This window comes from Microcystis sp. LE19-131.1A (genome assembly GCF_027532015.1).
Classification (GTDB): domain Bacteria; phylum Cyanobacteriota; class Cyanobacteriia; order Cyanobacteriales; family Microcystaceae; genus Microcystis; species Microcystis ichthyoblabe_A.
On the sequence record NZ_JAPZSS010000250.1, the window covers coordinates 1 to 17,123 of the forward strand.

Consider the following 17,123-nt stretch of genomic DNA (forward strand, 5'->3'; position numbering starts at 1 on the left):
ACGAGAGAATCAGGGATTTGGGCGAGCTTATTAGAAATCTTTATCAACAATGGGGAGTGATCTGCATCGAACTTTTTCGCTCGAACACCCCAAAAAGCTTATGCTGTAAGGAGTTCAGCCAGCTTGTCCCCCTGTCAGAAAAAATCCCCCAAAATAGGGGGATAACCAAGACTTAAAACCGTCTTCTTTTAGATTTCTGGTTCCAGATCGTCCTCCTCGTCTTCATCGGCCGGTTCCGTGGGTAAAGGAACCGAACCCATGTCTAATTTATCCCGCAATAACTTCTCAATTTCTGCCGCTACTTCTGGCCTTTCTTCGAGATATTTAACGGCATTATCGCGACCCTGGGCAATATTTTCGCCATTATAGCTATACCATGCCCCTTTACGAGTAACTACGTTAGTTTGTTCGGCGATATCGAGCATACAACCCACCTGGGAAATGCCTTTACCGAAGATAATATCAAATTCAGCAATCCGGAAAGGAGGCGCGACTTTATTTTTAGCCACCTTAACTTTAGCCCGAATTCCGTATTCCCCTTCCGTGCCTTTTTTCAAAGTTTGAATGCGACGGATATCTAAACGTACCGAGGCATAAAATTTTAAGGCCGTTCCTCCAGTGGTCACTTCAGGATTGCCGTAGGTGACACCGATTTTTTGCCGCAGTTGGTTGAGGAAAATCACCACACAACCCGATTTACCAATATTACCGGCAATTTTTCGCAGGGCTTTACTCATCAAACGGGCCTGCAAACCCACCTGATTATCCCCCATTTCCCCCTCAATTTCCGCCCGCGGCACTAAAGCGGCCACCGAGTCGATGACGACGATATCCACGGCCGAAGAACGCACTAACTGGTCAACTATTTCTAAGGCTGCCTCCCCCGTATCCGGTTGTGCTACCAGTAAATTATTGATATCTACCCCTAAATCTTCCGAATAGGTGGGATCTAAAGCGTGTTCCGCATCGACAAAGGCCGCCACTCCCCCAGCTTTCTGCACTTCTGCGATCGCATGGAGGGCTAAGGTGGTTTTTCCAGAACTTTCCGGCCCGTAAATTTCGACGATGCGGCCCTTCGGTAAACCGCCACCCAACGCCATATCTAGGGTTAAAGCACCACTAGGTACGGTTTCCACCCGCATCCGGGTGGCATCTCCTAAACGCATGATCGAACCTTTGCCAAAGTTGCGCTCGATTTGATTTAAGACTAAACCTAAGGCCTTATCTCGATCGGAATTATTTGTCATTGTCGCCATTAATTTTCTCCCCAGTTTTCTTAAGTAGTACAGCAGTATGCAAAGATTGTAGCCTGTTTTAATCTTGATCACCAAAAAGTTAGAGACTTTTTCCAGAATGGTGATCAAAAATCAAAAGTTTTGATTTTTACAGCCAAGACCGGCTCATCTGTTCTAATTGCGTCACCTCTCGCGCTTCTAAACTCCATCCTAACGCCCCGGCATTTTCAATCGCTTGGGCCGCGGTTTTTGCCCCCGGGATGGGAATCACATCCCCTTGGGCGATTAACCAATTGAGGGCGACTTGTGCGGAGGTTTTTTGGTATTTTGCGCCCAATTCTTGCATTACCCTTAAAATTGGGGCTATTTTCTCCAAACCTTCTTTTTTGAACCGTGGGTCAACTTTTCTGGCTCCATCGGGCAAATTCTGGCTTTCTGGGCTATATTTACCCGTCAGTAGTCCTTGAGCGAGAGGGCTGTAGGCGAGGATGGTGACACCTAATTCCTTGGCCGTGGCTAAAATTCCCTTAGTTTCTATTTTGCGATACAAAAGCGAATACTGCACCTGATTGACCGCTAAGGGAACCTCTTTTTTCGCCAAAATCTGGCTTGCTTGACGCATTTGCTCGGCGGAATAATTACTTACACCCACGGAACCAATGCGGCCGCTTTTTACTTCTTCCCCTAGGGCATTGATTAGGGTTTCTTGGCTAATTAGGAAGGTGAAGGGCCAATGTACTTGATAAAGAGCCATTTTATCGGTTTTTAGACGGTTTAAGCTCTCGCTAATCGCATTATGAACCGCATTCGCCCCCAATCGCCACGGTACGGGGGCAAATTTGCTGGCAATATCGATGGGAATATCGGTCTGTTGGGTAAATTTTCCTAAGAGTCGTTCCGATTCCCCCAGTCCATAGACTTCGGCAGTGTCAAAAAAGGTGATTCCTGCCTCTACTGCCGCTTTAAAGGCTTCCTCTACCTGACTAGCTCCGTATTCCTTGCCATAGTTCCAGAAGAATTTATCTCCCCATGCCCAAGTCCCGATTCCCAAGGCACTGACGGCAATTCCTGTTTGTCCGAGATTAGCGGTTTGTCTAGTCATATTCCCTACAAAGAATGACAGCGTTTCCCATTAAAGATGAAGTGTAACCTATATTTGGTCTGACTCACCACTAACCCCCTTTTTTGATTCCGGGAAATTCCCACCCATAAGTAATGGGAAAGGACTTGACTTTGCTGGCGACTTGCGCTATGCTTTTCTTATAATGGGAATCTGTGCAAATTTTTTTAGACGCAAAGATTTCTATTATGAATAAAATCCTTTAAAAATATTATCCCAAAATCTCCCGATAAAAGCAAGCAAAATTTTGCCGATAATTGTTAAGTTTTGTTAACAAAGAAATACAGAGATCAGCAAGGTAAAAAAATCGAAGTCTCTTGCTGATCTTGTTTGTCGCCTAAGCTATGATTAGGTTAGGCGAATTTGGCGCTTTGACTAATTGTTAGTGCTAACTTCCGTGGTTTCAACAATTGCCGTCGGTTGGCAGGGAGTGGGTTGAAATTTCTCTGGAAAAGAGAAGCCTAAAAATGATGCGATCGCAAATATGGTGCTGATAATTTTGGCAAGACTAACAACGTCTTCTCTATACTTTAACCAATATTTATACATAATCATCAATCCTTTTACTTAGGAGGTGAACTATCTCTAGATTAAAAAAAATCTGATTATTTGTCGTTACTCAAAAGTCCTAAAAATGGTACTTTTTTTAGGTACTCTCAAGTAACCTGACAGGGTACTGAAAAGTAATCTTAAGTCCTGTTACCCTTAAAAAATGATGATAAATGAACTAAAAATGACTGAAACTAAAATCCTTTCATGGACTGAATTAGAAATGCTGGTTAATGATCTGAAAAAAAGCATACAAACAAGGGATTAACGGACTTGGAGACAACAATATTAAGAGGTATTTTTGATGATAAAACATATCGTGATCTAGCGGAAGAAATTAGGCAAGAAGAACAGTCAATCAAGAATGCGGCTTATGATTTATTTAAAATCTTGTCAGAGCAAACAGGTGAAAAGATTGGAAAGACTAATCTGATTACTGCTTTGGCAAGGTATAGAGATAATTCTCAGACATTTGATCATAACAATAAACCGCAAACTCAGCAATCAGATAAAGTTTTTGAATTAGTTATTGAGGTAGGGATAGACGAACTGACACCAGAGAACAATGATAAAATTATCAGCTTTCTTCAAAAAATCGCCAGAGACGAGACGATCAAGCCTATTATGAAACTTAAAGGCAGTATTCGGCTATTTTTAGAAGGTTCAGAAGATGGACTCCAGCGCCTAGCAGATTTACATCAATCGGGGGAATTGCAAGCCCTTCTCAATGAACTTAAATCAGACGATATACCCGAAATTGTCGTCAAAAAAGCAGAGTTCACTACAGATGCAAAAGTTATTGAAAAAGCCGAATTAATTAAGGCAATTCGAGAGGGAACAATCGATAAGACAACTCTACAACAAGTTGATTTAAGTGGGGCTGACCTGAGAAGGGCTAACCTGAGAGGGGCTAACCTGAGTGGGGCTATCCTGAAAGAAGCTAACCTGAGTGGGGCTAACCTGAGTTGGGCTATCCTGAGAGGGGCTAACCTGAGAGGGGCTGACCTGAGTTGGGCTAACCTGAGTGAGGCTTACCTGAGTGAGGCTGACCTGAGTTGGGCTAACCTGAGTAGGGCTAACCTGAGTAGGGCTGACCTGAGTGAGGCTAACCTGAGAGGGGCTTACCTGAGTGGGGCTATCCTGAGAGGGGCTGATCTGAGTGGGGCTAACCTGAGTGGGGCTAAACTGAGAGGGGCTATCCTGATTGAGGCTGACCTGAGTGATGCTAACCTGAGTGCGGCGGAAGTTAAAAAGGCTATCTTTATCGGTGCAACGGGGATCACCCGTGAACAAAAACAGGATTTGATTCGACGAGGGGCAATTTTTGGGGATAATTCTAACGATCGCAGTAAAGTATTAGTTTAAAACAGCCTTTGATATCCACCTTCAGCAGAGATTTAGGTAGGGTTGGCTGAATAAATGTGAAATATAGACGAGATAAGGGGTTTGGCGGCCTGTTTGGCCAAGCAGCTGCAAGATTTTCAAGCTAGTGGCTCAAAAACCTTGTATCTTAACCAGCGATCGCTCCTACTTTTTCAGCCAACCCATAATTAATGGGAAAGGACTTGACTTTGCCGGCGACTTGCGCTATGCTTTTTATATAATGGGAATCTGTGCAAAATTTTTTCAGACGCAAAGATTTCCATTATGAATAAAATCCTTTAAAAATATTATCCCAAAATCTGCCGATAAAAGCAAGCAAAATTTTGCCGATAATTGTTAAGTTTTGTTAACAAAGAAATACAGAAAGGTAAAAAAATCGAAATCTCTTGCTGATCCTGTTTGTCGCCTAAGCTATGATTAGGTTAGGCGAATTGGCTCTTCTGGTTTTTGTGTGGAAGGAAGAAGAATAGGGATAATTTGGGTGCATCTCAATTTTGTCGAAATATCTATAGGACATTTTGGGCGCACGCGGTGCGCCCCTACCATTGGCGCAATAATATTATTGTAGGGGCGAATTGCATTCGCCCTCTTTGATTAACCCACCGCAAACCCTGTATATTCTCTGACTAGGGGTTCATGAAAGGCTAAAACAATATCTTCTTTAGGAACACCTAAATTAACTAATTCATTGGCAATTCCCACCTCAGTGCCATCATGTTGTATCCAGATTTTACCCTTTTTAATATCGAGATGCAAAACACAACCATGATATCTTCGTCTATTTTTCCAGCCAACATACATCAATTGATAGTGATCGCCAACTGTATCAAAAATCAATTGTTGTTCAATCGGATCTTTAGATGAACCTATCTGAGAATATTCAGTAATGACTTGCTTGACATAGTGACGATATTGTTCTAATTTTTCCATTCGACAATTACCTCCCCAATCGGATCATAAATAATCAGGTAAATTTGAAATCGTTTAACGACAGTTTGAATAAATCGCAATTCAAAAAAACTATAATAAATATCTAAGGGAACAGCTAAATATAACTGTCTTTTAGGTTCTTTTTCTTCTAAAGCAACACGATAATTAAAGAATTGTCCAATGGCAGTATGAAATTCTGAAATGCTTGATTTACCGATAAAACTTTTAATTTCAACGGCTATCTTTTCATTATCTTTTTCTGCGGCTATCAGTTGCTCTGCTCCTAAATCGACATACATTTCTACATCACCCACTTCAATCCTTAAAGGGTCATCCGTAATGATCCAACCCTCTTTTTCTAATCCTTTTCTCACTGCACCATGAAAACGATCTTTAGCAGACATGAATCTTGAAGTTAGCAGGCATAATAATTATTAATTATAACATTTAGTCATGACGATCGATCCGGGGTGAGAACATCTCAAACCCTATTGACAATTGGCCAATTTTGTGATCCGCGTGGGCATTTCAAGTAATAAGGGACTTGCGTGAGAATAATATCCCAATCGATCGGAGGGCGCAAGCTCTGCGCCCCTACAGTAACGGATTTTGTCCACAATGTAGGGGCGAACTGCGTTCGCCCAAAAGGTACATTATCAAAGCGCAAGTCCCTAAGCTAAGACGTATTTAAACCGCTTATTCTTAGATTAGCCCCCCCTTGCCTGATCTCCACCAGCAATTTGAATGACGAACAGCTTAACTAGCTGACATCCATCGTGATAAAATCGGCCTTGTCTTTCTTCTGCCAGCGCAACGCCGAGCGGCGGTATGTTGAGCTTATTTCCCCTTTTACTTTTTACTTGGTATAACTCGTGCAGGTTTTCATTTATCATACTCCCGAACTTACCCCCGTCCATACTCTACCCGATTGCGCCGTCGTTATCGATGTTTTAAGAGCAACAACCACGATCGCCACTGCCCTCAATGCCGGTGCAGAAGCAGTGCAAACCTTCAGCGATCTGAAAACCCTGATGCAGGTGAGTGATACCTGGCAACCGGCAAAACGTCTCCGGGCAGGAGAAAGAGGCGGTGCGAAAGTAGAAGGCTGCGATCTGGGCAATTCTCCCCTCGATTGTACCCCTGATTTAATGAAAGGTCGTCGTCTGTTTATCAGCACCACTAACGGCACCCGCGCTCTGCAAAGAGTGGAAGAATCCCCAATCGTGATTACTGCGGCTATGATCAATCGGCAAGCTGCGGTTAATTACTTATTGGATAGGCAGCCCGAAACCGTCTGGATTGTTGGCTCTGGTTGGGAAGGGGGTTATTCTTTGGAAGATACGGCCTGTGCTGGAGCGATCGCCGATGCGCTACAAGAACAATCGGGGCAAATGGCGATCGGTAATGATGAGGTGATCGCCTCGATCGCTCTTTATCGTCAATGGCAAAATGATCTTTTAGGAATGTTCCACAGTTGTAGTCACGGTCAGCGCCTCTTGCGTCTCCACTGTCAAGAAGATTTAAAATACTGCGCTAATATTGACTCTCTTGATATTTTACCGATCCAAAAAGAACCGAGCATTTTAGTCAAACTTTAGACATTATCACCCAGAGAAAGGGTCATCAGTGCCGGTAGGAGTATCGATCCTAGCCGGATTCCTTTATTTATAGTTTGCTAACCATGACTATCGATTCTTTACTGCAATCTTTTCAGCGTTTTGGTGTCAATCTCGGTTTAGAAAGAATAAAAAATCTGCTGGAGATTTTAGGCAATCCCCAAGATAAAATTCCGATTATTCATGTCACGGGAACTAATGGCAAAGGTTCAGTTTGTGCCTATCTATCCTCTATTCTCAGTACCGCCGGTTACAAAGTCGGACGTTATATTTCTCCCCATTTAATTGATTGGACAGAAAGAATCTCTATTAATGGCGAAAATATTGAAACCGCGACTTTAGAAAACCTGCTTAAATATATACAATCGCTTATCGATCCCCAGCAGGAAAGTCCTACTCAATTTGAGGTAATTACTGCCGCTGCTTGGCTGTATTTTGCTCAGGAAAAGGTGGATATTGCCGTGATGGAAGTGGGTTTAGGAGGAAGATTGGATGCGACTAATGTTTGCGCTCAACCTTTAGTTACTGTCATCACTTCTATTAGTCGGGAACATTGGCAAAATTTAGGTCCCACGGTTGCCGATATTGCCGGGGAGAAAGCGGGGATATTAAAAGCGAATTGTCCCGCAGTTATCGGACAATTACCGGAATCAGCGCAGGGAGTAGTTAGGGAGAGAATCAAGCTGTTAAATTGTCCAACGGTATGGGTAGAAGCTGCCGAAAAAATTGCCGATAATCGTGCTAAATATCAAGGTTTAGAATACCCTTTATCCTTAGCGGGAGATTTTCAATTAACTAATTCGGCTATAGCGATCGCTGTTGTTAATATTTTGCGTCAGCAAGGTTGGCAAATTAGCGATGAAGTCGTGCGGGAAGGAATGGCAAAAACTCGCTGGTTAGGACGTTTACAAACCGTTAATTGGTGTCAGCGAGAAATTTTAATAGATGGCGCTCATAATCCCGCTGCTGCTATTGGTTTAAGGCAGTATGTAGATAGTTTAAAGGCTCCAAAAATTATCTGGGTGATGGGAATTTTATCGACTAAAGATCATCGGGAAATATTCCAAGCTTTATTAAGAAAAGGCGATAGTTTATATTTAGTTCCTGTTCCTGATCATAGCAGTGCTAATCATGAAACCTTAGCGGAATTAGCGGCTTCAATTTGTCCAGAATTATCTCACCTAGAGACTTGTTCTGATGTATTTTTAGGACTAAAAAAAGCCATCCAAGAATCTGCCGAGAGTCAGATAATTCTCTGTGGATCGCTTTATCTAGTCGGTTACTTTTTAGGGAGTTTGTTTCAGGGAAAATAAAACATCAATTTTACTGGTGGTTTTATCAGGCATAGTGGCAGTAATTCCGATCCCGCGTACCGATTCTAAAAAGGCCTTTGCTTCCGGGGTTAATTCCGTGGCAGGAAGATTATTAATTCCCCCTGCTTTAGCAATAATTTGCTCCACATCGATGAAAAAATAACCGAGATTATTTTTAGGCAAATTTGCGATCGATGCTTGGAAATTCTCACTTTTGCTAATCGGTTGATTCGGTTGGGGTTGATAGGGAATTCCGACGGTCATTTTTAGGGTATCATTATTAGGCCAAGCATAGGTTAAAATCGCTTGTTCTTCCGCGTTCCATTCAGTCACATCTTGGCCAGAAATTTGACTGTTTTTTATGGTGATAAAGGGAACAGTTTTCACCAATTCATTTAACCTATCAAGGGTAGTTTTTGCCGCTTTCTGATCGCCGGTTTGCCAGATCATCATTCCCCCAAAACCTAACCCTCCCACTGCTTGCTGGTTAGGGATAATTCCGAAGGCAAATTCTCGATCCATCCAGTTAAAAACTTCTTTATCCGCGTCAAGGGTTGCCATCTGAAAATTCTCACGGATCTGACGCAGAAAAACTTGTAATTCTGGGTTAGTTTGGGACTGTTTTTCTGCTTCTTCCCATCCCTGTTTAAGATTATTACCACTCCAAAGTGCGATGGTATCTCCGGGTAAATAATTTAAAACTTGATTTTTGCTAGGGGAAGGTAGGGTAGAAATAGTTTCAGGGGCAAGTTTAGCCACCATTTGTAACTGTAATCCCGTATCGGTGACACCCACTCCTGCGACAATATCCTGAATTTTTGCTAATTCTTGCCGACTTTGGGGAGATAAATTAGCATCTGGTCCCAAGATTTTGGCATAATCATCAATATAAATTGTTGCTAGGGTATTGGGTAGGTTGAGGGATTGGGAAAGCAGTTTTCTCACTTCCGGTTTACTGCTAAAAGATGGCTGTCCTTGATAGGTATTGATCGCCGCTTCTAACACCTTTTTATCGTAGGATATCAACAAAAAATCACCAGTAACGGCAGTATAAATGGTGGTATTATCCTGCCAATCTATAGCAGTAATTGTAATACCTTTGTAGTCACTGGTGCTAGTTTTGCGATTAACTTGTTGTCCTAGTTTTTTCTGGAATTCTGACGCTTTAATTTTATCTTTGATCCCGATAACCGTTAATAATTCCGATTGTCCGGGGGTAGCTGCGGGAAGAAAAGCAAAGCTAATACTACCGATCCAAGGTTCGATATCCCGTTGATAATCAATCTTATCAGTGAAGATATTTTTTTGTAATTCTTCTAGTCCTTGACTAACCGCAGTTCGCGATTCTGGTGTACCATATTTAGCTAACACTGACCAAGCTTTTGCATCCGTGGAGACAAAACTACTAGCAAAGGCAGTTTCTGGGATAACTTTTGCCGATTGCAAGGGGGTGAATCTTTGCCAAGGAAGTTGTCCTCGTAGATAAAGATAGACACCTCCTGCGGTTACTGCTGTTAGTCCTAGGACGACTAAACAACCGGGTAAAAATGATTTTTTTGACATAGAATTGTGGTTTGGTTAAAAAGTTCCATACTTGGCGATCGATTTGTCTGCGGTTGTAGTCTCTAGATTAGTCCTATTGTAGTTATCCTAATTATCTTATCTTATACCCAAAGGTGACAGACAACATTTCAGCTAATTTTTCCGAAATTATTGCTAATTACCAGAGAAAATTGGCTCATTCTTGGTTAGCTTGCCAACCCACCGCTTGATTAATATTAGTCAACCCATTGACCTCCAATTTTTCTGTTAATCCTTGTAAAATATTTGATACTAGCCAGGGTCCTCGGTATAACCAACCGGTATAAATCTGTAATAAACTCGCACCGGCGGTAATTTTTTCCCAAGCATCATCGAGAGAAAAAATGCCTCCCACTCCAATTATTGGTAAATTGCCTTGGGTTTGCCGATAGATAAAACGGATCACTTCTGTGGAACGTTCCCGCAAAGGTTGCCCACTAATTCCCCCTGCTTCTTCAGTGATTGGTTTACCGGTTTCAGGCAGAATTGTGGTTTTTAATCCCGTGCGTTTAGTGGTGGTATTAGTAGCGACAATTCCAGCTAATTGATAGGAGAAAGCTAGGTCAATAATTATTATGATATCTTCCCATTCTAAATCGGGAGAAATTTTCACTAATAGGGGTTTTCTGCCTTGATTTTCTGTTTGTAAAATGTCGAGGATTTTATCGAGTTGTTCCCCACTTTGCAGGGAACGCAAACCGGGAGTATTGGGAGAACTAACATTAACGACAAAATAATCAGCATGGGGGAATAAATAGCGAAAACTGCCTAAATAGTCCTCCGGAGCCTTTTCTAGGGGCGTATTTTTCGATTTACAGAGGTTAATACCGATGGGAATCTGTCGGGGTTGTCGTTGCCAAGATTGCTGGAGAGTTGCCGCTAGAACCGGCGCACCGAGGTTATTTGCCCCCATACGGTTTAATCCCGCCAAATCTTCCGGTAAACGAAATAATCTCGGTTTTGGGTTGCCCGGTTGCCCTTCTAGGGTGACAGCACCCACCTCGGCAAAACCAAAGCCGAAATTATGCCAAAGTCCTGCCCCTAAACCGTCTTTATCGAATCCTGCCGCCAATCCGACGGGATTGGGGAAATTTAACCCCCAGAGGCTTTGAGATAGGCGAGAATCGCTAAAACTGAGGGATTCTGATAATTGTGAGATTAACCATTGTTCCCAAAATTCCCCCCGCGAGCGATCGATTTTTTGCAGAGTATTTAATAATTGTTTTTGTGTTCCTTCTAAATTGCCCCGAATAGCCTTGAAAGCTAGAGGATAAAAAGGTTTAATTGTGTCAATTATATTGATCATAAAAAGACAGGAATTAAGGGTTAGGTGTAGGGTGGGTTAGGCAAGAACAAGTTATGTTTTTGACAAAAAATTTCCAATTTGCCGTAACCCACCTAGCATAATCTTTATAAACCTTGGCGAGGATTAAAAGTTTCGATCGCCCGTATTTTTTGATAAAGTTCTAATTCTTCTGGGCTAGGATTGGGAGGATTAACTAAGATAATTTCCACTAATTGATCGCCCCTTTCTCCTTGGGAAGTGGGATAACCTTTATTAGCCAAACGTAATCTTTGACCGCTTTTAACTCCCTTAGGAATCATCATTTTAACTAACCCGTCAATGGTGGGAATTTCCACAAAACCGCCCACAATTGCCTCGCTAGGAGTAATTGGTACTTGACAGACAATATCAGAACCTTGAATCCTAAAAAAATGATGCCTAGCGATAGTTATTTTTAAATATAAATCACCCCCTTCAATACCCTGACCTTTGAGACGAATTTTCTGCCCATCGATCATGGCTGCCGGCATATCAACCTCTATTGATCTACCATCTTCCAGACGAATTCTTTGTCTGCCACCTTGATAGGCTTTCTCTAAAGGTAAAGTCAATTTCGCCTCCACATCTCGACGAGTTAAACGGGGAGAGGAGGCAATTTTAGCACGCTTAGTATTAAGGTTATTAAAATCTTTAAACTTCCATAAATCCTGTTCTGTACGGGGCATTTTTCCATTACCGTTACCATTCGCTTTTTCCCCCGGACGTATCCCACGGCGCTTAATCCCCGTCAAGGAACGATTATACTCAACCCGTTTTTCTTCATCGGAGAGAACATCATAAGCTTCATTAATATCTTTAAACTTTTCTTCGGCCGATTTATCCCCCGGATTAACATCGGGATGATATTGACGCGCTAGTCGTCGAAAAGCCTTTTTGATCTCGTCACCAGTAGCCGTGCGAGATACTCCTAAAACATCATAATAATTAACTAATTGTGGCATATATTCAGTTATCAGTTATCAGTTATCGGTTATCAGTTATCAGTTATCAGATTTGAGTTTTAAGTGAGCAGTATGTATTAAGCGAGCAGTATTAAATAGTAGTTTCCCACTGTCTTTTCACTGATTACTGATCACTGTTTACTGATCACTGATTAAAACCAATCATCATCGTCATCATCCCAGTTATTTTGGGGGGGAATATTGCGGGAACGATTGCCGCCGCTGCGGTTACTTTTACTATTGTTATAACTTTTTTCCTCCGAGGGGGGGGGACTTTGCCAATCGCTATCGCGGCCATTATAGTAATTGTCCTGATTGCGGGGGCGATAACTATCTTGATTAGCCGAATAATTGGGTCGATAATCACTTTGATAACCCGGTGTACTGGGACGATAATCCTGACGATAACGATCGCGACGCGGTTCGGAGGGAAGATCATCTTCTTTATCCCCGGTAAAAGTCTTGCGAATAGCGCTAAAAAAGCCCTCGTCTTCCTCGTCGTATTGTAGGCGTACCTCGCGATTTAATTCATAGATAACATCCTGTAGATCCGCCTGAGCGCGATCGATGCGACGGTCATCATTTTTCTCCAAAGCGTCGATAATTTCCGTACTCAAAGACTCAATTTGACGACGATAGGAACGGGTGAACTCATTACCAAAATCGAGAGTAACATCTTTTAAGCGTCGTTGGGCTTGATCCACCAGAGAGCGGGCGCGATTGCGTTTATCGACCTTTTCGCGACGGGTACGATCTGCTTCGGCAAATCGGGCAGCATCGCCAATCATGCGGTTAATTTCCCCTTCGCTGAGGGTAGAAGCGCCTTGAATGGTGACACTTTGCTCCCGTCCGGTCATTTTATCCCTAGCGGTGACTTGTAGAATGCCGTTAGCATCGATATCGAGGGACACCTGCACTTGGGGAATGCCCCGGGGCGCGGGGGGGATACCGGTTAATTTAAAACGTCCCAGGGATTTATTATCGCTGGCCATTTCCCTTTCCCCCTGCAAAACATGAATTTCCACCACAGTTTGATTATTTTCGGAAGTGGAAAAAAGGTCAGATCTGCGGACGGGAATAGTGGTATTGCGGGGGATTAACTTTTTCATCACACCGCCGATGGTTTCTAAACCCAAGGATAAAGGGGTCACATCGAGGAGCAGCACGTCTTTGACCTCGCCGCCCAAAATTCCCGCTTGAATAGCCGCCCCGACCGCTACAACCTCATCAGGGTTAACATTTTGATTGGGTTCCCTATCGATAAAACTCCGCACTAAATCCTTCACCACCGGCATCCGCGTGCCGCCGCCCACCAGTACCACTTCGTCTAGTTGGACGGGGGACAAACCGGCATCGGAAAGGGCCCGTTTGAGAGGACGACGGAGACGACTGATTAAATCGCCGCATAATTCCTCAAATTGGGCCCGACTCAGGCGAGTTTCGATGTGTTTGGGTCCGTCTTCCGTGGCGATGATAAAGGGTAGATTAATATCGGTGACGCTGACCCCAGATAGTTCAATTTTGGCTTTTTCTGCCGCTTCTGTCAGTCTTTGTAGTGCTTGCCGGTCTTGGCGCAGCTCCACGCCTTCCTGTTCCAAAAATTGATTGGCTAACCAATCGACGATTCTTTTATCGAAATCATTACCGCCTAATTGGGTGTCGCCACTGGTGGCTTTCACCTCAAAAACGCCGTCACCCACTTCCAGGATAGAAACATCAAAAGTACCGCCCCCCAGGTCAAAAACGAGGATTTTCTTGCTTTCCTGTTCATCGAGACCGTAGGCTAGGGCAGCGGCGGTGGGTTCGTTGAGAATCCTCATCACTTCTAACCCCGCAATTCGGCCCGCATCCCGGGTGGCTTGACGTTGGGAGTCATTAAAATAGGCGGGGACGGTGATGACGGCCCCGGTAACTTCTTCCCCCAGATAACGGCTGGCTTCTTCGGCTAATCGGCGTAAAACTAGGGCGGAAATTTCTTCGGGGGCAAATTCTTTTTGCAGACGGGGACATTTAATTTTGATATTGCCCATCTCATCCCGGCGGATGGTGTAGGGGACGCGCTTCGATTCGGGGTTTAATTCCGAGTAGCGACGACCTATGTAGCGTTTGATTGCATAGTAGGTGTTTTGGGGATTAAGTACCCCCTGTCGCCGGGCCATTTGACCGACCACTAACTCCCCATCTTTATTAAAACCGACCACAGAAGGGGTGGTTCTCATGCCCTCCGAGTTGGCGATGACCACTGGCTTTCCGCCTTCCATCACGGCGACGACGGAGTTAGTTGTCCCTAGATCAATGCCTACTACTCTACCCATGCTTGTTTTTGTCTCCCCCTAGATTTCGATAACTTCGGGACTTTTACCTTCGATCGATAGTTTAAATCGCTTAATGCTTGTTGACAATATTGTATCGAATTGTCTTAGGTTCTCGCTCTCGGTTCGGGGCGATTCAGGGTGTGATTACCGAAGTGGTCTTTTAGTGATCGCTGGCGATCGAGCTTGGGGAGTTTTAAATAGGGTCTGCGGCAAAAAGTTTTTCCTGGGGGCAGGGTGTGGGGTGTAGGGTGTGGGGTGTAGGGTGTGGGGTGTGGGGTTTTACCCATTTTCAGACGGTCAATTACCTAATTTTCAGGGAAAAAGTCCAGGGATTTTCGCCCCGATGACTCCCGTCTGGCACTTTTTGAGATCAAAAAAGTCTAAAAGTCTTATCCAACAAGGTTTTTAGATTTGTTCAGCCAACCCTAAATATTGCTAGATTTGGAGGTTTGCGCTCTTAAACCTCTTGCAAAAGTCAAAAAGTAATCAATCCTGATGCTGAAAGCATCTATTCTTCTTTCTGTTGCCTGACTTCTGCAAGAAGTCTATCCACTAATTCCGGCGGCGCTGGACAACAAATAGAGATTCTTTCCCCTGTACTGGGATGATTAAAAAGGATTTGATTGGCATGGAGATAATAACCACAATCTCCCGGCACTGCATCCGGTCGCGGTAATCCTCCCACGCCATACAAGGGATCACCGATTAAAGGATAGCCAAAAAAGGCCAGATGAATGCGAATTTGATGGGGTCTGCCCGTAAAAATTTCTACTTCTAATAGGGTACTATCGGGATGTTTTTTTAAGACTCGACCATCACTGCGGGCCGATAACCCATCTGTGAGCGCACCGTAAACGTAGCCTAAAATGGGATGGGCGATTTTCCCGATCGCTTGATTAATACTAAAATTATCAGGTATGTCGCCCTGACCAACTAAAGCTCGATATATTTTGGTAATTTTCCCCTCCCGCATCTGTTGACTCAATTTAGCTCTAGCGGGCTTTGATTTCGCCATTAAGACTATGCCCGAAGTGCCGCGACCAAGACGATGAATTGGATAGGGAGTGACCTCGGCATAATGCTGATGTACCAGATGGATAAGAGTATGTTCGAGAAATCCACCCCCCGCTAACACGGGTAATCCCGAAGGTTTCGCCACCACTAACACCTCGGTATCCTCGTAGAGTACCTCAAAAAAGAGCGGTACATCCGGTTCTGTCCAAGGCGGGCGCTGATAGGTCAATTGCTGCCCGATTTCTAAGACTGTATCGGGGTAAGCGGGACGACCGTTGACTAGAATTGCTGCTGATAAAATGCGATCGAGCCATTCTTCTGGGCTAGAATGGGGATATTTGCCCGTATAGTAGGCTAATAGGCTTAATCCTGCCTGATTTTTGCTAATTTTATCTCGATAAATCCAACCTTGATTGGCCATTGGGGAAGTGGGGTGTGGGGTGTAGGGTGTGGGGTGTGGGAAGAATAAATAAAAATAATCTCCTGACTCCTGACTCCTGACTCCTATCTCCTAACTCAATGTTAGACAAAGATAAGCAAAAGTTATTTATTGACTCCAAAAACTTGAGAATATTTAAATTAACATTTCGCAATATTTACAAATTCTTAAGAATTAATTGAGAAAGATTTTTATTTAACAACGATGTTACAATGGTTACAGCGATTTTACTGAATTTCATAATGGGTTATTTTGTGCTTTTTTGGTCAGCAAGGGTTGAAACCCTTGCCACACCTACAAGGTGATCCCAATTAAGACAGGTAAATCAGTCAATTTCACCCACAACGATGATCTTTTTTTTGTGTAGTTTTATTGCAAAAGAAAAGTTTTTTTGACAAAAAGCACAAAGTATGCAGGAGTAGTTATTGCAGAGAGGGGAGAAGGGAGAGGGGAGAAGGAAGTAAAGCAATCTCCTGTCTCCTGACTCGGAGAATACTGACGACCGACTCCTGACTGCTTCAAAGGGATTTACTCTACGACCCAGGGAGTGATGGCGGGAGTCCAATTAGCCAATTCTGCATCGCTAAACCAGAGATTAACTTCATCTTTGGCGGTATCTGGACCATCGGAACCATGGATAAGATTGCGTCCGACACTAATGCCAAAATCACCGCGAATCGTACCAGGTTCAGCATTGAGGGGATTAGTGGCGCCAATAATTTTTCTAGCGGAGGCAATTACTCCTTCTCCTTGCCAAACCATAGCCACCACGGGGGAGGAAGTAATAAAATCGACTAACGAAGGGAAAAATGGTCGTTCCTTATGAACAGCGTAGTGTTTTTCCGCTAATTCGCTAGAAACCTGCATCATTTTCAACCCAACCAACGTAAAACCTTTAGCTTCAAAGCGTTGAATAATTTCCCCCACCAGATTGCGTTGTACACCGTCAGGTTTAATCATTAAGAAAGTGCGTTCCATACTGCCTCTTAAAATTTAGCCATAAATTGTCACAAAACCCAGATTAACCCAGAATGGCATCCTAGAGAATGGCAGAATTTTCGCTTCAATTGCTGAGTTAGCTTGCTGTCCGACTGAGATAGAAAGTTTTCGTTTTTTCTCCCGAAACCCTGGAAAAACTTTTTTAGTAAACCCTAAATATAGTGGTAATTTAGAGAATTACTGGGAAACAAAAGGTAAAAAGGTTGACATCCTCGCCGCCCTAAAAGTGCGGCGATTCCTAAACCTCACGATTTAAGTTTCTGCTTCCACCACCGTCGCATACCACAGTTAAAAAACCATGTACTGTCTTACACAGAGTCCACAGACTTTCGCCCCATTTCAG

The 17,123-nt window shown here is 43.4% G+C and carries 13 protein-coding genes and 1 pseudogene; 3 read left to right on the forward strand and 11 right to left on the reverse strand.

Annotated elements, in window-relative coordinates; translation table 11 throughout:
• Positions 1–188 precede the first annotated feature (188 nt).
• The 3 genes from recA to O9323_RS18140 all read right to left on the reverse strand — a co-directional run bounded on the left by recA (position 189) and on the right by O9323_RS18140 (position 2,904).
• A complete protein-coding gene (gene recA / locus O9323_RS18130; RefSeq protein ID WP_002739007.1) occupies positions 189–1,256 on the reverse strand; it encodes a recombinase RecA in 1,068 nt (355 codons plus the stop codon).
• Between the two features lie 127 nt (positions 1,257–1,383).
• Positions 1,384–2,337 carry an aldo/keto reductase gene (locus tag O9323_RS18135; RefSeq protein ID WP_288125525.1) on the reverse strand — a complete coding sequence of 318 codons (954 nt, stop codon included), beginning with the start codon at positions 2,335–2,337 and terminating at the stop codon, positions 1,384–1,386.
• 393 nt (positions 2,338–2,730) lie between these two features.
• On the reverse strand, positions 2,731–2,904 hold the full coding sequence (locus O9323_RS18140; RefSeq protein WP_002748305.1) for a hypothetical protein: 174 nt from the start codon (positions 2,902–2,904) through the stop codon (positions 2,731–2,733).
• A 163-nt stretch (positions 2,905–3,067) separates the two neighbouring features.
• Between O9323_RS18140 and O9323_RS18145 the strand changes: the two are divergent.
• A pseudogene (locus O9323_RS18145) lies at positions 3,068–4,269 on the forward strand (pentapeptide repeat-containing protein).
• A gap of 612 nt (positions 4,270–4,881) precedes the next feature.
• On the opposite strand, the gene O9323_RS18150 reads toward O9323_RS18145, so the two are convergent.
• Positions 4,882–5,217: a XisI protein gene (locus O9323_RS18150; RefSeq protein WP_002748301.1), complete on the reverse strand. Its 336-nt coding sequence runs from the start codon at positions 5,215–5,217 to the stop codon at positions 4,882–4,884.
• The gene (locus O9323_RS18155; protein ID WP_002751648.1) at positions 5,205–5,621 is read right to left on the reverse strand and encodes a XisH family protein; all 417 of its coding nucleotides are present in this window, start codon (positions 5,619–5,621) and stop codon (positions 5,205–5,207) included. Before O9323_RS18155 ends, O9323_RS18150 begins: the two co-directional genes overlap by 13 nt.
• A 468-nt stretch (positions 5,622–6,089) precedes the next feature.
• On the opposite strand from O9323_RS18155, the gene O9323_RS18160 reads away from it, so the two are divergent.
• Positions 6,090–6,815 carry a 2-phosphosulfolactate phosphatase family protein gene (locus tag O9323_RS18160; RefSeq protein ID WP_002778892.1) on the forward strand — a complete coding sequence of 242 codons (726 nt, stop codon included), beginning with the start codon at positions 6,090–6,092 and terminating at the stop codon, positions 6,813–6,815.
• Between the two features lie 83 nt (positions 6,816–6,898).
• A complete protein-coding gene (locus O9323_RS18165) occupies positions 6,899–8,146 on the forward strand; it encodes a bifunctional folylpolyglutamate synthase/dihydrofolate synthase (RefSeq protein WP_288125526.1) in 1,248 nt (415 codons plus the stop codon).
• On the opposite strand, the gene O9323_RS18170 is transcribed toward O9323_RS18165, so the two are convergent.
• The 6 genes from O9323_RS18170 to ndk all read right to left on the reverse strand — a co-directional run bounded on the left by O9323_RS18170 (position 8,120) and on the right by ndk (position 16,759).
• Positions 8,120–9,709, reverse strand: a complete 1,590-nt coding sequence (locus O9323_RS18170) for a DUF3352 domain-containing protein (RefSeq protein ID WP_288125527.1) — start codon at positions 9,707–9,709, stop codon at positions 8,120–8,122. The two genes, O9323_RS18165 and O9323_RS18170, sit on opposite strands and share 27 nt — an antisense overlap.
• A gap of 175 nt (positions 9,710–9,884) precedes the next feature.
• Positions 9,885–11,033, reverse strand: a complete 1,149-nt coding sequence (locus O9323_RS18175; RefSeq protein ID WP_002751639.1) for a quinone-dependent dihydroorotate dehydrogenase — start codon at positions 11,031–11,033, stop codon at positions 9,885–9,887.
• 104 nt (positions 11,034–11,137) lie between these two features.
• Positions 11,138–12,013, reverse strand: coding sequence for a J domain-containing protein (locus O9323_RS18180; protein WP_002739212.1), 876 nt, complete (start codon positions 12,011–12,013; stop codon positions 11,138–11,140).
• Positions 12,014–12,165: 152 nt separating this feature from the next.
• Positions 12,166–14,328, reverse strand: coding sequence for a molecular chaperone DnaK (gene dnaK, locus O9323_RS18185; protein WP_288125528.1), 2,163 nt, complete (start codon positions 14,326–14,328; stop codon positions 12,166–12,168).
• A gap of 508 nt (positions 14,329–14,836) precedes the next feature.
• Complete coding sequence (locus O9323_RS18190; RefSeq protein ID WP_002751629.1) at positions 14,837–15,763, reverse strand: RluA family pseudouridine synthase; 927 nt, start codon at positions 15,761–15,763, stop codon at positions 14,837–14,839.
• 546 nt (positions 15,764–16,309) lie between these two features.
• Positions 16,310–16,759: a nucleoside-diphosphate kinase gene (gene ndk, locus O9323_RS18195; RefSeq protein WP_002751627.1), complete on the reverse strand. Its 450-nt coding sequence runs from the start codon at positions 16,757–16,759 to the stop codon at positions 16,310–16,312.
• Positions 16,760–17,123 lie beyond the last annotated feature (364 nt).

Bases quoted from the DNA above. Each gene is read 5' to 3' on its own strand.
- recA (WP_002739007.1), bottom strand. From the start codon at position 1,256: ATGGCGACAATGACAAATAATTCCGATCGAGATAAGGCCTTAGGTTTA.
- O9323_RS18135 (WP_288125525.1), bottom strand. From the start codon at position 2,337: ATGACTAGACAAACCGCTAATCTCGGACAAACAGGAATTGCCGTCAGT.
- O9323_RS18140 (WP_002748305.1), bottom strand. From the start codon at position 2,904: ATGTATAAATATTGGTTAAAGTATAGAGAAGACGTTGTTAGTCTTGCC.
- O9323_RS18150 (WP_002748301.1), bottom strand. From the start codon at position 5,217: ATGGAAAAATTAGAACAATATCGTCACTATGTCAAGCAAGTCATTACT.
- O9323_RS18155 (WP_002751648.1), bottom strand. From the start codon at position 5,621: ATGTCTGCTAAAGATCGTTTTCATGGTGCAGTGAGAAAAGGATTAGAA.
- O9323_RS18165 (WP_288125526.1), top strand. From the start codon at position 6,899: ATGACTATCGATTCTTTACTGCAATCTTTTCAGCGTTTTGGTGTCAAT.
- O9323_RS18170 (WP_288125527.1), bottom strand. From the start codon at position 9,709: ATGTCAAAAAAATCATTTTTACCCGGTTGTTTAGTCGTCCTAGGACTA.
- O9323_RS18175 (WP_002751639.1), bottom strand. From the start codon at position 11,033: ATGATCAATATAATTGACACAATTAAACCTTTTTATCCTCTAGCTTTC.
- O9323_RS18180 (WP_002739212.1), bottom strand. From the start codon at position 12,013: ATGCCACAATTAGTTAATTATTATGATGTTTTAGGAGTATCTCGCACG.
- dnaK (WP_288125528.1), bottom strand. From the start codon at position 14,328: ATGGGTAGAGTAGTAGGCATTGATCTAGGGACAACTAACTCCGTCGTC.
- O9323_RS18190 (WP_002751629.1), bottom strand. From the start codon at position 15,763: ATGGCCAATCAAGGTTGGATTTATCGAGATAAAATTAGCAAAAATCAG.
- ndk (WP_002751627.1), bottom strand. From the start codon at position 16,759: ATGGAACGCACTTTCTTAATGATTAAACCTGACGGTGTACAACGCAAT.